Raw genomic sequence first — 13,927 nt, 5'->3', positions numbered from 1 at the left:
ATGGCAGCTATCACGCCCGGTACTGGTGGGACAATTAAATCCGCAATGCTCGAAGCGCATTTACTAGAAATTATAGCTTTTGGAAAACAGCAGGAATCGACTCCAGCAAGAAACCCAGCACCACAAAAGAATTATATCCAGGGATATACGCTAACAGACACCTTATTTAGATGCAATTTATCGATTCCAGTAAACAGAGTTACAAATGAAAACGGCGAATCCGTTTATACAACACCCGATTATCTATCCGGCGTGACATTTACCCCCGGAAGTAATGGAACTTTCAAAAGTGGAAACTTTGCAGCTTATTTGATAGAGGTTGTTTTATACGCTCAGGAACTTGAAAGGGATTCCACAAAAAATCCCTCTGGTGCAGATAGGATAAATGGAAACTTTGACATTAACCCGAATGTCTTTTCGGGTTCCGTTGAACTCCCTATAAGTCCGGGTGTAACTTCAGACGGTAAGCCAACATTCACCGCAATTTCTTATCTATTAACTTGATATGTTTGAAACGATTACCTACAAAAATACAACGGTTATTAATCGGAAGCTAAAAGCGGAGGACTTGCAAAATGTCATCGAGCTATACAGTACAGAATTGACAAACAAGGAAATTGCTTATAGACAGGCCGGTTATCACGTCGAGATTAACCGTTATATCAAATCGTTTAAGGCAACGATTGATATTAATTCAACAGCAGAGGTTGAGATTCCAGAATTTAACGAGTTATCAACCAATTTAGAAATTAATACAGCTTTAAGAAACTTAGAGTGGAAGTCACCAAGAAAGCATCTGAACTTAATGGTTCAGACCGATGGGCTGAACTGGAACCGAAAGGGGACTGTTAGTTTAGTTAATCGGGGCGATTTGCCCTATGTTGATGCAGACCTGATGGCCTTCTTTACGGAAGGTTTAGCGATTGAAGCTGGGGAAGTTGCAAAGCTTGGCGTACAAATTCAAGATGTCGGATTCGGTTGGATCGCACCTCTTGACGATGTTCTGATATATGCGAACGTAGTCAAAGAGGTGACGATTGTGAATACTTCGGACAACCTAGAACAAATTGCCGGTTTAGATTTACAAGATTTTGGCTTAAGTTTGCTTGAAAAAGCAAACGCCGCTGAAATCAGAACTTTATTAGGTTTATCTGTACCCGTTGTTATTGCTCAACGTGTTAGTGACTTAACTCTATCTAATGGAGTCGCTACGGAGATAAATTACACTAGCGAAATCCTAGACCTTTTTGGCACTTGGGATGGGACTACTTTTACCTGTTCAGAGGCAGGGATTTATACAATTAATTTTAATTGCCACTTAATGTCCACGGCGGGAACAGTTACCGCTGGCGACCACAGCATAGCAATAATTTTAAATTCAACTAGTTACTCGTTTCAACGTTCTATTCATTCAACTGGAACAGCAAGCGTTTTTATTAGTGGACAGATTACTGTTCAACTAAATGTAGGAGATACGATAAAGTCTCGCTGTACCGCAAATTTCACTGGCTCAACAGCGACAAAATTAGCAGGAGCTACCACGCCAACAACTTTAAGAATCGTTAAAGATAAATGATTGATATTAACCAGTTTCAAAGAGGAATTTATCGGGAAGAGTACGCGCCATATAAATGTGGAGAGCTAGACCACGCAAATTTTGAACAACGACACTTAAAACCGCCGCCGCCAGCAAGAGGCGTATTTTTCTATCCAGCTCGGTCAGTTACGGGAACGATGCGCTGGGAGCGATCGCTTATTATTCGCTCTCTCCGTGAAGAAGCCCCAGGCCGCCAAATTGACACGCTGTATGTGAGGGACTGATGGCATACGAGCATTTAAGACAAATCCCAAACACACCGTTTTATGTGACGCCGGATGAACCGGCCGATCCGCGTGACTGTGCGAGATATCCGGACTCACTCTACTGTGGAGGACAGCCATTTTCTAAAACGCCGGTAGCTTTAGATCCGGAAATCGTTTTTGATGAGTGTGCTAGGGGGATTAAACTCACGCCAACTTTAGGATTTGTGAAGCTGCCAACAGTGGAAGTAATTGCAATTAAGCCAGAGTGCCGACCGCCAAAACCTCCAAGCAAATATGAACCGCCAGATGAAGACGTGCCGCCGCCGCCGCCGCCAACAGCGAATCAATGCAGTGGCCCAAATGGAGGGAATTATTCCTGGGTGACAAATGGCGACGAAATTGTATACACGGGAGATGGATACACGACAATTCCACGCGGAACCAGGGCAGAGGAAGCGGCCCAAATTAAGAAAGCCGGATTGATTAAAACGGCGACGGACGCTGTGAATTTTGGCAATGATGGTATTAGTGGCAGAAATTTAGAAATCTATGTAGAACGATTACCACCGGCTGTTTATCCCGGTCTGTACGTTCTGGGCGGTGATTTACCAGATAACACAGTTGACTTACCAAGCTCTCCAACCTGTCAAATTGGCATCGTTTGGATGGTTGGCGAAGCGAATATGTGTTATTTCACAAATGGAGATTATCCAGGTTGTCAAGAGGGACCGCAATGGGTCTATCAGGGAACTACAGATAATACTGCTTTTGGGCAGTATGGGAATTATTTAATCAATATCAGTAGTCCGTGTGGTGATAAGCCTCCTTCACCACCGCCGCCGCCTCCACCTCCACCTAAAAGGAAATGTAACTGTATGGGATGCTGCCCACCCAGCCCAACTCAAGATAAAAATGACCGTGACTTAGAAGAAGTCAAGCGCCTGCTTAGACTATTACTACAAAGAATCGGTGAAGCTCAGCCAATAAAAATATTTGATATTAATCCCGATAAAAAGGGAGAGCAATCTAAAACACTTCGCCCGAAAGACCTTGCAGAAGCTCTAAAAATTGCAACTGAACAAGTGAATCGAGCCAATGAAATGATAGGAATTGATTCGTTCCCAATTGATGCCCCCGACACGGTAATCAAACCTGAAAAATCGGGGATTTGGGCAAAAGTTTTTGATTTTATCATTCCGGATAAGCGACGAAAAATAACCTCATTAGCTGAGCTGGTCGCTTGGCAGACAGAGCAACAAGCCGCCACGATGGGCACTTGGCACCAAGTAATCGAAGTTGAAGACACTGACCCCGGCAAGGAAGGAAAACAGTATAAAAAGATTGTTCTTCCTAACGTCGCAGAGACGATGAAAGAATCAATTGTGCTGCAAACGGAAATGTTAAAAAGTTTAAATTTAATGTTTGATGTGCAGCTCAAAACATTAGTAGAAGCATCTTCTACTAAACTCGATGCAGCGAAGGCTTACGCAGTCGCAGCAGATATACAAGAGTATCTGGACTATGACACTAAAAATGTGACTCATGAAATCCCGATACAAATTCAGCTACCGGGAAAAGACTTAACCCAAGAAGAAGAAGCAAGTTTAATTCGACTACTGCAACCCTCAAAACATAAGGTTGTGACTGAGGAGTGGACAGGAAAGCACTCATTCAGTGAAATAGTGACAGACCTTCTCCAAGCGGCGAGAATGATATCAGCAAACTTTTTTACGAGGCAGTAAATATGGCAGGAAGTTTAAGCGCTCAGGAGAAAAAGGCGAAGGAACGATTAAAGCAAGATGCAAATTTAATTGGAGATGCCGCCGAAATATTCAGCGGAAATAAACCAACGAGAGGGAAGCTATTAGATAAAAAAGGAGAGAAAGGAAAACTCCCACCATCTGACTTTGATATGCTACTCAAGCTTGCAGAGGAAAATTTTAAAAGCAAGTTAGGGAAAGCTGGGGAAAATAGACCTAGATTCAAAATTAGAAAGCTTTAGTTATGCCTTTATCTATTACCGTTGACCAGTATTTTAGTAATCGCACCAGCGATTCATTAAAACAAACTTTCGCCGGGAATGGGAAAGTTAGCAAGGATGGAAATCCGATTGTCCGGGCTTCCATGCGGGACACAATCATTGCGGGGACATTAGCTGCTGGCGTTGCTGTTGTCGGAGTTGTCGGTGTTTTAATTATGGCGGCGGGGGGGGCGTTCGGAAGTTTACTCGCTGGAATTGCAATGATAGCCATCCTCGTGGCGCTTCCCGTCCTTTGGAGCTTAGGCTTAAAAGCAATCCAGTACGTCTATACGTTTAATTGGAACGTTACAGACGCAGAACTAGATAAGCAGCTTGAGACTAAATTAGAAGCACTGTACGGCATGACCGGGGCGCTCGTCGGTCAGTTGATGGGCTACTTTATTTGTGGGGCTTTACCAGGTACGGTGGCCTTTGCATTTAATCCCGCTGTCGCCAAAGTCGTACTTTCCAACGTAGCGGAAGAGGCCAAAGAGGAAATCTACGAACAACTAGCGATTATTGCTCAAGGCGCTTTATCAACGCTAACCAATGCCCTAGCAATTAAAGCATTTCAGGGAACGCGGAAGTGGGCGAAGCGTCCCGGTAGCCCGGTCTACAACATCCTCAAAGAGGCACTAGGAGAGAACTTTACTAAATGGGGAGATGAGGGGCGGCCTAGCTTCTCTTTTTCGGGACAAGTCGAGGAGCGGGTTGAGAAAATCAAAGATCCGAAGTTAAAGAACTTTAGCGAGGAATTTTTAGAGAATTTTGGGGAAGCGTGCATTCATGCCGGGACAATCACCGTCACCTCGATTCACTCACAGATGGCAGCACAGAAACTCATGCAGGAGCAACTCATCGGAAAGCAACAGACTATTGCGATCGACTTAAACCCTTAGTCTGTGCCCTTGCTCTAATTGCCAAATCAGCAAGACATCTAATGAAAGATTTAGGCTAAATTTTAGGCAAGAGCTGGTATTGTTCAGGTAGACACTTTACCAGCAGGCAATTACAGGAGATTAGGCGAGTGATTCGAATTCCCCTGGGGGTATCAAAAGGCAAAATGCAAGAAGTTCTTCTTGCATTTTGCCTTTTTAAGTTAAGGGAGTAAATTCTCATCGTTACTAGAACTCGATGAGAAAAGAAGGAATGGCTAACAGCTATTTTTCAGCGAGTTTGTCTATTTTTTCTTTCAGGCCTAAATTGAAGAGAGAGCGTAGCAACACCAAGAACCATAGACCTGATAAGCCAAAAATAGCGATCGCCCAACTACTATAGGAAGGTAGCGCCAGCAGCACTGCCGCCGACAGGAGGGTAAAACCTGTTAAGCAAGCATAAATTAGGCTTTTTAGGGCTAAATTAATCCGTTTGAGGATGCGATCGCTTTCAAGGGTTCGCACCCGCAGTTGTAACTCTCCCTGTTCAATTCGTTCTTCTAAGCGCCGGATTAAAATTTCCGAAGCTTTTGGCTGTCGCAATTTATAACCAATAAAATTTTTTGCTTGTCGGGCAAGTTCCCCGATTAGATTTCCCTTAGCTTGAGAGACAGTAATACTTTTAATAAAAGGTTGAGCCGCTGCTACTGGATTATATTCAGGATCGAGTGTCCTAGCGATCCCATCGAGTGTGGTTAATGCCTTTAAAATAAACGTCATCTGGGCAGGCAAGCGAAAGGGTTGCTGCTCAAACATGGCATAAACTTCGGTACTCATTTCACTAAAAGCTTTGACATCAATCGGTTTTTCAGTGAACTTATCTAAAATAAAAGTTAATAATCTTCGTACCGGAGTCATATCCGAGACGGGCACTACTAAACCCATATCAATTAAAGTATCCAATACTTCGTCTGTATCCTTTTTTAAGACAGCAAAAAAGGTTCTAATCATTTGGTCTTTGGCAATGGACTTGAGTTCTGCCATCATCCCAAAGTCATAAAAAATTAAGCTGCCATCCTGGCTGACTGCCATATTTCCAGGATGAGGATCTGCCTGAAAAAAACCATCTTGCAAGAGTTGTTTTAAATAGCAACAAATGCCAAGTTGGTTGATTCTTTTCGGGTCTAATCCACAGGCTTCAATTGTTTTGCGATCGCTTACTTTGATTCCAGGTAAATATTCTACAGTTAAAATTTTGGTAGTTGTGTAACGCCAGTAAACTTTGGGAATCAGAATTCGAGGATAACCAAGGAAATTGGCAGCAAAACGTTCAGCATTTTTGCCTTCTTGAATATAATCAATTTCTTGATAAAGAAGATTAAAAAATTCACTATAAATCGCTTCTAATTCATATTTCCTTGTCCAGGGCATATAGCGCCGCGAAAAACGGACAAGCCTACCCAGAGCTTGAAAATCTAATTTAAATAACCTTTCTAATCCCGGACGTTGTACTTTGACAACGACATCTTCACCCGTATGCAGCCGTGCTTTATGGACTTGTCCTAAGCTAGCCGCAGCAATCGGAAAACGATCGAACTCCCGATACAGGGCATGAATTGAATTATCGAGTTCAGATTCAATAAGCGCGACTGCTTGCTCGGCATTAAATTCCGGAACCCGATCCTGTAGTTGTCCCAACGCTTCTACATATTCTAGAGGCAGCAAATCCGCGCGGGTAGATAATGCTTGCCCAATCTTAATAAAAGTTGGACCTAAATCTAGTAAAGTTTCAACTAACCACTGTGCCCGACGCTTTTTATGTAAAGGGGAAGTATTTCTAAAGATACTATCCCACCATAAATAAAACACCCACTCTGCTGCCGCTCCAAAAATGTCTAGTTGACGAGCAAGGGGAGTATATTTCGTTCGTTGCCAACGTAGGCGTTTCAGTGGAGCTTTTGCGAGCATATCATCCCTTAATAAAGTCAGGAGTCAGAATTGGGGAGCTTGGCAGGTAAGCTCTTACAAGAACTTATAAGCTATGACATCTCCAAGCAAGCCAGTTTGAACTGAATCCAGGAACAGAGGAGAGGAATTCACCACTTTTCCCCTATTTTCAGAATATGCAAGTTAAACGTGCAACAGCTTATAAATTCTCAGATTTGGTGTCTGGTTGTCTAGTTTCTGGCTTTAGACTTGGGTGCTGTCAAAAGATTGAGGCAAGGTGAGCGTAAAGCAGGTTTCGCAAGCGTGAGTATCTTCAGCAGAACAACTGGAGACAGCGATCGCGCCATTGAGGTGCTGTACTAAAGACTTTACCAGAGCTAAGCCCAACCCAGTGCCTTGAATCGCTTGTTGGGTGATGCCTTCACCCCGGCGGAATTTATCAAAGATATACCCCATTTCTGTTGGCGAGATGCCAGGCCCATTGTTACTCAAGCGAAGAACAATCTGATTCCCTTGCGGATTAATCTCGTGAGTAGCACGCAGATGAACGGTAGAATCTGGCTCACAATATTTGCCAGCATTGGTCAAAAGTTCTTGCAGTATGCGATTGAGGCTATCCGCGTCAGTCTGGAGCATTAGCGATCGCTTAGGTAACTCTACTGCTAGCGTTAATCCTTTATCCACCCATTTCTGCTCAAACGGCTCAACCAACTCTTGAATAACCTGCTTGAGGTCTATCTTTTGCAGAGCGATTGAAGATTTCTTCGACTCCAGTTTCTGAAGAGCGAGTAAGTCCTCGATCAAATTAATTTCTTGAGTACACTTCTCGTCCAGGATTTCCAGGTACTTAGCACGAAGCTCTGGCGGCAGTTCCGCTTGACGTAACATACAAATCGCTAGCTTCATCGTGGTGAGCGGTGTCTTTAACTCATGGCTCAGATTAGCGATGAATTCATCCTTCACTTGATTGAGTTGCCGCAACTGATCGAGTTGTTGGCGAGTTTTTTCGTACAACTTCGCCTGCACTTCCATACTGCCTTGCAACTGGGCAGTACGCTCCTCCACGAGAGCTTGCACTTGGCGTAATGATTGCGTTTGAATGATTGCCGTACTCGCCTGAGCGCTGACCAATTTTACTAGCTCTAATTCCTCAGATTGCCAGGAACGAGGCTGATAATTCTGTAGCACCAGGAACCCCAACACGGTGCCTTGACTTTCCAGGGGAACCATCAACAGAGCAGGCATGGCTTCTGGGTTAAAGAGGTCGGAGGATTGACTGGCAGAGGTGTCTGCTGGGTTGCTGGTGGCGAGATCCGCTTGATTCGCGATCGCCAATAGCTCAGGCGACTGCATGAAGGCTTGTTGGCACCAGTGACACTCCGAGAGCGCAAAGGAATGGTTTAACCAAGAAGGCGAAACAGAAGCGTTTGTTTCTTCAACCGCTTCTGCTTGTTCGTTGTTACTTTGGGCGTTGTTGCTTTGGGAAGGCCATTCGCAAACTACCGTAACTTTCGCTTTAGGAATCTGCTTTAAAGAACGGTTTTTCAACGGGGGAGCGACGTATTTCAGCAGTAGAATAAAGCCACGGTGAACTTGGAAAGCTTGAGCTGTACCGGCAAGCGCGAGTTGGAGAATCTGATTCACGTCTCTGCCAGCCCGAATTGCCAGCGTCAGCTGGTTGATCAGGATTTGGTATTGGGCAGCGATACGCACCTGTCGCTGGAGTTGGACTTGAGAAATTGCAATCGCAACTGAGTCTGACACAGCTTTCAGCAATTCTTTTTCAATCTCTGTCCAATCGCCTGGTTGCGATCGTCCGACGACAATCACCCCATTTGCTGAGGATTGAAATTGGGTTTGAATTCCCAGCACGGCACGTACCGGATCTTCCCAGGTACGTCCAGTTTCAATTGCTTGAGTATCCGAAATCGCTACGGGTTCGCGAGCGCTCAGGATCTCTTCTAGTACGGCATTCTCTTGCATCCATACTTTCGAGGACAGAGGACGCATACCCTTAGACTCAGCGGTTGCCGCATCCGCCGCGTTGGATGTTCCGTTAGACCTTGACAGTGCCTCTGCATACCAAAAAGCATCCTGTGGCGTCGCCTGATGGCTTGCGATCGCTTTTATAAAACAAGCATCTGCCTGTAAACTCCCTCCCACCACCTCCGCAATCTTGGGCAATACCGCTTCCGGATCTGGGCTTGCTAGAAGGATTTGAGTAATCTGTTGCCCTAACTGAATGCGGCGATCGCTGGGGTAATGCATGAGTGCGCCCTTGTATTCCTCTATAAAACCCGGTTCAACTGGGTTGGGCATCGGTGAAATGAGAGGCTCTACTGTCAAGGTTGCAGCCGTTTGCAGCTCTTTGACAGCCGCCAGATCTTCCTGAGCCGCTTCACTAACGCTAACGCGCCGCTTCGCGACCAATGGGGACATCCGCTTTGCGATCGCGCTGGCTGCATCCATATCCGCTTGTGCATCATTCATCTTAGCCGACCTTCATTAGGAGGATATCAAGGCAGGGTTTAAAAGACACTCTGCTGGATAGAGGGAGAGGCTTTGGCAAGCTAGAAATAAAACAGCAGTTTGCTGGGAGCAATCCGCTGTTAATTCCTGACAGCCATGACTGGGGCAACCAGATTTTACCCTCGCTCTTCTATAAAACTAGGGTTCCCAAATGTTTTGTATTTCTACCAGTCTCAATCTCTAATTTCCCTAAGTAGTAACCAGTACCTCTCTGAGCAACTGTTCCACCACCTCAGCTTGCTCCAGCATTTTTTCTTCCAGCAGCACGCGCGACTCTTGCTTCACCTGACCAGACATGGCAGCTTTTTGTAGGATCATAAACGCCCTCAGATCCTCTGAGTCATATTTGCCTCGGAGCATCTTCCGGAGCTGCTCTTCTGCGTCCACTGTCAAATAGCCAGTACAGAGAGCTTGTTGAACCACTTCTCGAATTAGAATCATCGCGCACCTCCTAGACGACTTGCTCCGCAAGGTCAGTATTCGACTTATCCAGTTGCTATCAGGTGACGCTTATCTTTCAGCCTAAGTGACCTTGTCAGCAATGACTTAATGATCTATACACCTTGATTCTTGTGATTTCCAGTTCAGGTCACTGTGATTCTAATCACTGACATATTTGCTGAGATGTGAGAAATCAAATTTTGGCTTGACCAAATCAATAAAGCCTGAATCGGCAAGCTAGGGTTAAATCAAAGTGGCATAACTTCTTGTGTCCTCTTCCTCTATAGGCACTTCAATTTCTTTAAAAGAAGAGGAGTCAGGAGAGATTGGTGTAGCGCCAGCGCAGTTTTGCCAAAAACCTTAAATGTAGGGGATTTGGGCGGAAAACGATTGGAGGCAGGAGAAACCTATTGTTTGAAGAAAAAGGATTTCTCTCTGAAAAAGCTAATTTAAGAGTTTTTTAGCTAACAGCAATGCTTGACTTCTAAGAACGCCTTTTTTTTGCCTCCTGCTGGGCAATTTCACTCTTTTGCCGATAAGATTCCACCCGATCCTGAGCAGTTCCGTAACGACTATCAGTAGGGGGTACAGCAGCCATTAAATCGGAAGCTTGTTGCCATTTAGCTGCCAAATCCAACCACTGAGCAGAAGTCTGAGCATTTCTCCCCTCAATTGACGTTTTTTCTGCAAGTCGCACCGCATCCGCAAAAGGATCGGATGAAGGTAATGCAGTCGTTGTTTGGGTGCTGGATGCCGCAGGTGTTGGAGAGGTTGTTGGCGCTGTCGTCGCCTGTGGAGTAGAGCTGGGGGCAGAAGCTGGCGTCCGAGTAATCGTAAATGGTCCTAGCCAATCATAAAGCGCCCACCCTACCAGCAGTAAAAGTAACGACAAGCTAGCACCACCCACAATCCCACGCCAGAACTGGCGTTTTTCTCGAACGGATCGGGAGCCAGGTTGAGGAAAAGATGGTTGACTTTTTTTTGCAGGTTTCCGATCCTTTAAATCTTCTCCGAAACGTCTTAGAAGATTCGGCTTAGCAAGGGTAATTTCTTCAGCCCAAAGTAACTGACTCTCCGGATCTCGATGAATTTCTTCTAGCCAGAGTAATTGCTGCTCTCGGACAATCCGACTGTTGATGTTGACGCGACGAATACTGCGCGGTGAAATTGATTCTAGAATCTGCCGAATTCGCTGTACCAGGGTAGATTGTTCGAGTTGATCTGGCGTAGCTGCCTCACACAAAAGCTGTAAGACGCCATCGGCAAAAATAGCTCTGGTTCTGACACCAGCCTGTGCCAGCTTGTCATTGAGTATTTGAATAATCGCCGCCACGCTCCCCTGGCGAGCTTGTTTGGCGATATCATCCATCGGATCAACCATTTTGTTTGAGTAAATGATGCCGGTAGTTCAGCCTGACTTTTTTCTTTAAGAGTATCAGTCTTTTTATTTGAGAGACTCTGTCAGAGTAGTATAATTGACCGGCAACTGCGATCGCTCTTTTTTCGCTTTTACATTTCATGAGGCAGCGCAGACGACTGCCAAGAGCCTTGTGGCAGTAGGATGTCCACTCGACCAGAATAATTAGTTTTTCTTACTTCTACTACATTCAGCGGCTCTACATTGGGCGGGATGTTCGCTAACGAAGCTTTGTTCCGGCAATTCTGAGGCACGCCAGAACCTCCCATTGTTAGATACTATCTATCGCGGCGCAGCGAGTCGCGCTCTTGAATGATAAAGTGAAATAGCTAAACAGAAGATTGGAAAAACCGGGAACTGAATCATGGGCGCATTGATTCGCGGCGCAATTTTTGTTTTGGATGACAACATCGATACCGATCAAATTATCCCGGCTGAATACCTGACTCTGGTTCCTTCCAAGCCTGACGAGTACGAGAAATTGGGCAGTTATGCCTTGATTGGATTGCCGGATCGTTATGGAAAGTTTGTGGCTTCTGGAGAAATCAAGACCCAGTATCCTATCATTATTGCTGGGGAAAACTTTGGCTGCGGTTCTTCACGGGAACACGCCCCGATTGCTTTGGGTGCTAGTGGCGTTAAAGCGGTAGTGGCTCAGTCTTATGCTCGGATCTTTTTCCGCAATTGTGCTGCGACTGGGGAACTTTACCCTTGGGAATCAGTTGAGCGGTTGTGCGATCAATTTGAAACGGGGCAGGAAGTTTCAATTGATTTTGAACAAAATCAGCTGATTAACCATACCTTGGGTAAAACTTATTCTCTCCAGCCTTTGGGCGACGTCGGACCCGTGATTGATGCAGGAGGAATTTTTGCTTATGCTCGGCAAACGGGAATGATTCCCACTAGGTAGCGATCACTAGATTTTGAGTGTTGGACTTTGAGTTGAATCATTCAACACTCAAACATTGTAAAGCTAAATGAATTTAAAAACTTTTGAACCTAAGCGCGATCGCTTTACAATTATTTAAAATAGTTATTAATGTCTGTAAGCCAAAAACTATTGACTACTATGCTGCTAAAGTGTACGACTCGCCACATCCGCATCTATACTGCCGAGGTTAAGAACAACGAACTTGTCGAGAGTGACACTGTATTAACCCTGGATATAGATCCAGATAATGAATTTAACTGGAACGAAGACGCTCTGCAACAAGTTTATGGCAAGTTTGACGAAATGGTTGAATCCTATAACGGTGCAGATTTAACAGAATATAATCTGCGCCGTATCGGTTCAGACTTGGAACATTTTTTGAGAAGTCTGCTACAGCAGGGGCAAATTAGTTACAACCTGAGCAGCCGAGTTCTCAACTACAGCATGGGCTTGCCTCAGGTTAGCACTCAATCGGCAGAGTAGTTAAGTTTTAGTTGTTAGAAAAGTTTTGTTTAACCAGCAAAAAACTTTCTAACAACTAATCACTAGAGATAATTTACCGCCAAATCCGATTTCCATTTTCATCGACGCGAGCTTGGCGGATCACATCAGAGATTTCTTCGGCATCTTTGACATGGTGTAGCGCCTTCTTTTCTCCGTCCGGTTCATCTACTTCAAAGTAAGTAGGAACAACGATATGATCGCCTGTAATATCTGGCGCATCTACCGCAATTTGATCAGCTTTTTCTTCAACGCTTTCAGGTTTATCGGAAATTCTATCGCCCGGATTGGTGGTTCTATTTGTTGTATCTTTGGGTGGGTTTTCCATATAACTCCTAAAGATTTGAATCTTAATGTTACTAATATTAGATTAGAGAAATGGGTGCGCGATCGCCTCTTTCTGTGGGTGTAAGTCAACTCTCTGTCTGTTCTTGCACAGACGATGGATTGTGCCCAATTGGGTTGCCAACGCTACCTCCCGGAGGCTGAGCATTTGTCGCAACTTGCGACTTAGCTGCTCGTTTCTGCTCCAAAAATTGCTTAAGAGCAGTGCGGCGATTTTCTAAAAAGCGGTTCCAGAACCCTGGAAGAAAATGATCCATCGTTTCAGCCAGCGCCCAAGTTTCCAGATTGACCATCTTGGAACGTAGGCGGTGAGACTCCTCTAAGGAGTCAATTAGTTGCTTAATTTCGGCACTAGCAGGTGAGTTAAGGTCGGCAAATGTTGGATCTGCGGCACTATAAGCTTCGGGCTTGGGCATGGCAATTGGTGAAGGTGGCAGTACAGATAGCAAACTGGAACAACAATCCTTGATTGGCGAAACCTGAGAACCAACAAAAGTCACCATGCAGATCAAAGCAGGACAACCCATTGAACCTTCCCGCTCCCTTCTCTACCCCAGGAAGGGGAGACTTTCGCCGCTCGCTTATGAGGAGTTGAAGGAAGGGTTGAACAGCCCCGCTTGAAGTTTGGTAGGCGGAGTGATTTGACCCAACGTTTGAAAGAAGCATCGCCTAGTCTGATTCAAATTTAACGCGAAGTGTCAATTTCCTAAGCAGAATAAGACCCTTAACCGTTAAACTCTGGAAATAGAAACTTGATTATTTTTTATCTCTAGTGTATAAAAAAGACCCCGAAAGCCCTTGGACCTACAAACCTTGGTGGTGTCAGCCCTGGTCTATTTTGCTGACGAGTATTACTGTCATCAGTGCATCTTGGACACTAACCAAAACAATCTGGATAACGGCTGGCGTCTCGATTCCCGTTCTTGTCTGGATGTCGTACTTTTTGCTACTCTGGCCTCGACTCATGCGGGATCATTATCAACAAACCGAAAATTCTGTAAGTGAAGAATGAGTTTCATTGACAGATCGCAAATCTCTTGAGTGCTAGAGGCTACAATCCAGATTAACGCTCAGATTTGGCGAATTGAGAAAGAGCTACATTTCTCAGTAGCTTCTGG

Annotated in this window: 15 protein-coding genes; 9 read left to right on the top strand and 6 right to left on the bottom strand. The window is 44.9% G+C overall.

What is annotated here, in order from left to right:
* The 6 genes from H6H02_RS19210 to H6H02_RS19185 are packed head-to-tail and all read left to right on the top strand — an operon-like array spanning position 1 to position 4,722.
* Positions 1-504: a hypothetical protein gene (locus H6H02_RS19210; protein WP_190820695.1), complete on the top strand. Its 504-nt coding sequence runs from the start codon at positions 1-3 to the stop codon at positions 502-504.
* A gap of 1 nt (position 505) precedes the next feature.
* Positions 506-1,576, top strand: a complete 1,071-nt coding sequence (locus H6H02_RS19205; protein WP_190820693.1) for a hypothetical protein — start codon at positions 506-508, stop codon at positions 1,574-1,576.
* Positions 1,573-1,821 carry a hypothetical protein gene (locus H6H02_RS19200; protein ID WP_190820691.1) on the top strand — a complete coding sequence of 83 codons (249 nt, stop codon included), beginning with the start codon at positions 1,573-1,575 and terminating at the stop codon, positions 1,819-1,821. The genes H6H02_RS19205 and H6H02_RS19200 overlap by 4 nt, the downstream gene beginning before the upstream one ends.
* Positions 1,821-3,545 carry a hypothetical protein gene (locus H6H02_RS19195; protein ID WP_190820689.1) on the top strand — a complete coding sequence of 575 codons (1,725 nt, stop codon included), beginning with the start codon at positions 1,821-1,823 and terminating at the stop codon, positions 3,543-3,545. The genes H6H02_RS19200 and H6H02_RS19195 overlap by 1 nt, the downstream gene beginning before the upstream one ends.
* Positions 3,546-3,547: 2 nt before the next feature.
* Positions 3,548-3,805: a hypothetical protein gene (locus H6H02_RS19190; RefSeq protein WP_190820686.1), complete on the top strand. Its 258-nt coding sequence runs from the start codon at positions 3,548-3,550 to the stop codon at positions 3,803-3,805.
* Positions 3,806-3,807: 2 nt separating this feature from the next.
* Positions 3,808-4,722, top strand: a complete 915-nt coding sequence (locus H6H02_RS19185; RefSeq protein ID WP_190820684.1) for a hypothetical protein — start codon at positions 3,808-3,810, stop codon at positions 4,720-4,722.
* A gap of 261 nt (positions 4,723-4,983) precedes the next feature.
* On the opposite strand, the gene H6H02_RS19180 is transcribed toward H6H02_RS19185, so the two are convergent.
* The 4 genes from H6H02_RS19180 to H6H02_RS19165 all read right to left on the bottom strand — a co-directional run bounded on the left by H6H02_RS19180 (position 4,984) and on the right by H6H02_RS19165 (position 10,996).
* Positions 4,984-6,666 (bottom strand): AarF/ABC1/UbiB kinase family protein, encoded by a 1,683-nt coding sequence (locus tag H6H02_RS19180; RefSeq protein ID WP_190820682.1) that lies wholly within the window; start codon positions 6,664-6,666, stop codon positions 4,984-4,986.
* A gap of 222 nt (positions 6,667-6,888) precedes the next feature.
* The gene (locus tag H6H02_RS19175) at positions 6,889-9,135 is read right to left on the bottom strand and encodes a GAF domain-containing protein (protein WP_190820680.1); all 2,247 of its coding nucleotides are present in this window, start codon (positions 9,133-9,135) and stop codon (positions 6,889-6,891) included.
* A 228-nt stretch (positions 9,136-9,363) separates the two neighbouring features.
* The gene (locus tag H6H02_RS19170; RefSeq protein ID WP_190820672.1) at positions 9,364-9,615 is read right to left on the bottom strand and encodes a hypothetical protein; all 252 of its coding nucleotides are present in this window, start codon (positions 9,613-9,615) and stop codon (positions 9,364-9,366) included.
* A 484-nt stretch (positions 9,616-10,099) separates the two neighbouring features.
* The gene (locus tag H6H02_RS19165) at positions 10,100-10,996 is read right to left on the bottom strand and encodes a hypothetical protein (protein WP_190820670.1); all 897 of its coding nucleotides are present in this window, start codon (positions 10,994-10,996) and stop codon (positions 10,100-10,102) included.
* 400 nt (positions 10,997-11,396) lie between these two features.
* Between H6H02_RS19165 and H6H02_RS19160 the strand changes: the two genes are divergently transcribed.
* Together H6H02_RS19160 and H6H02_RS19155 are read left to right on the top strand one after the other, a co-directional pair.
* Entirely contained in the window at positions 11,397-11,942 is a 546-nt protein-coding gene (locus tag H6H02_RS19160; RefSeq protein WP_190820668.1) for a 3-isopropylmalate dehydratase, read from the top strand.
* A 159-nt stretch (positions 11,943-12,101) separates the two neighbouring features.
* Positions 12,102-12,446, top strand: a complete 345-nt coding sequence (locus tag H6H02_RS19155; protein WP_190820666.1) for an NAD(P)H-quinone oxidoreductase subunit M — start codon at positions 12,102-12,104, stop codon at positions 12,444-12,446.
* A gap of 73 nt (positions 12,447-12,519) precedes the next feature.
* On the opposite strand, the gene H6H02_RS19150 is transcribed toward H6H02_RS19155, so the two are convergent.
* Complete coding sequence (locus H6H02_RS19150; RefSeq protein ID WP_190820664.1) at positions 12,520-12,792, bottom strand: hypothetical protein; 273 nt, start codon at positions 12,790-12,792, stop codon at positions 12,520-12,522.
* Positions 12,793-12,877: 85 nt separating this feature from the next.
* Positions 12,878-13,336 (bottom strand): hypothetical protein, encoded by a 459-nt coding sequence (locus H6H02_RS19145; RefSeq protein ID WP_190820662.1) that lies wholly within the window; start codon positions 13,334-13,336, stop codon positions 12,878-12,880.
* Between the two features lie 245 nt (positions 13,337-13,581).
* On the opposite strand from H6H02_RS19145, the gene H6H02_RS19140 reads away from it, so the two are divergent.
* Entirely contained in the window at positions 13,582-13,821 is a 240-nt protein-coding gene (locus H6H02_RS19140) for a DUF6737 family protein (RefSeq protein ID WP_190820660.1), read from the top strand.
* The last annotated feature ends 106 nt before the right edge of the window (positions 13,822-13,927 follow it).

The sequence above is a fragment of the Coleofasciculus sp. FACHB-1120 genome (genome assembly GCF_014698845.1).
Taxonomy (GTDB): domain Bacteria; phylum Cyanobacteriota; class Cyanobacteriia; order Cyanobacteriales; family FACHB-T130; genus FACHB-T130.
The sequence above is the reverse complement of the archived record's forward strand: the minus strand, read 5'-3'. Positions and strand labels throughout refer to the sequence as shown.

Bases quoted from the DNA above. Each gene is read 5' to 3' on its own strand.
- H6H02_RS19210 (WP_190820695.1), top strand. From the start codon at position 1: ATGGCAGCTATCACGCCCGGTACTGGTGGGACAATTAAATCCGCAATG.
- H6H02_RS19205 (WP_190820693.1), top strand. From the start codon at position 506: ATGTTTGAAACGATTACCTACAAAAATACAACGGTTATTAATCGGAAG.
- H6H02_RS19200 (WP_190820691.1), top strand. From the start codon at position 1,573: ATGATTGATATTAACCAGTTTCAAAGAGGAATTTATCGGGAAGAGTAC.
- H6H02_RS19195 (WP_190820689.1), top strand. From the start codon at position 1,821: ATGGCATACGAGCATTTAAGACAAATCCCAAACACACCGTTTTATGTG.
- H6H02_RS19190 (WP_190820686.1), top strand. From the start codon at position 3,548: ATGGCAGGAAGTTTAAGCGCTCAGGAGAAAAAGGCGAAGGAACGATTA.
- H6H02_RS19185 (WP_190820684.1), top strand. From the start codon at position 3,808: ATGCCTTTATCTATTACCGTTGACCAGTATTTTAGTAATCGCACCAGC.
- H6H02_RS19180 (WP_190820682.1), bottom strand. From the start codon at position 6,666: ATGCTCGCAAAAGCTCCACTGAAACGCCTACGTTGGCAACGAACGAAA.
- H6H02_RS19175 (WP_190820680.1), bottom strand. From the start codon at position 9,135: ATGAATGATGCACAAGCGGATATGGATGCAGCCAGCGCGATCGCAAAG.
- H6H02_RS19170 (WP_190820672.1), bottom strand. From the start codon at position 9,615: ATGATTCTAATTCGAGAAGTGGTTCAACAAGCTCTCTGTACTGGCTAT.
- H6H02_RS19165 (WP_190820670.1), bottom strand. From the start codon at position 10,996: ATGGTTGATCCGATGGATGATATCGCCAAACAAGCTCGCCAGGGGAGC.
- H6H02_RS19160 (WP_190820668.1), top strand. From the start codon at position 11,397: ATGGGCGCATTGATTCGCGGCGCAATTTTTGTTTTGGATGACAACATC.
- H6H02_RS19155 (WP_190820666.1), top strand. From the start codon at position 12,102: ATGCTGCTAAAGTGTACGACTCGCCACATCCGCATCTATACTGCCGAG.
- H6H02_RS19150 (WP_190820664.1), bottom strand. From the start codon at position 12,792: ATGGAAAACCCACCCAAAGATACAACAAATAGAACCACCAATCCGGGC.
- H6H02_RS19145 (WP_190820662.1), bottom strand. From the start codon at position 13,336: ATGGGTTGTCCTGCTTTGATCTGCATGGTGACTTTTGTTGGTTCTCAG.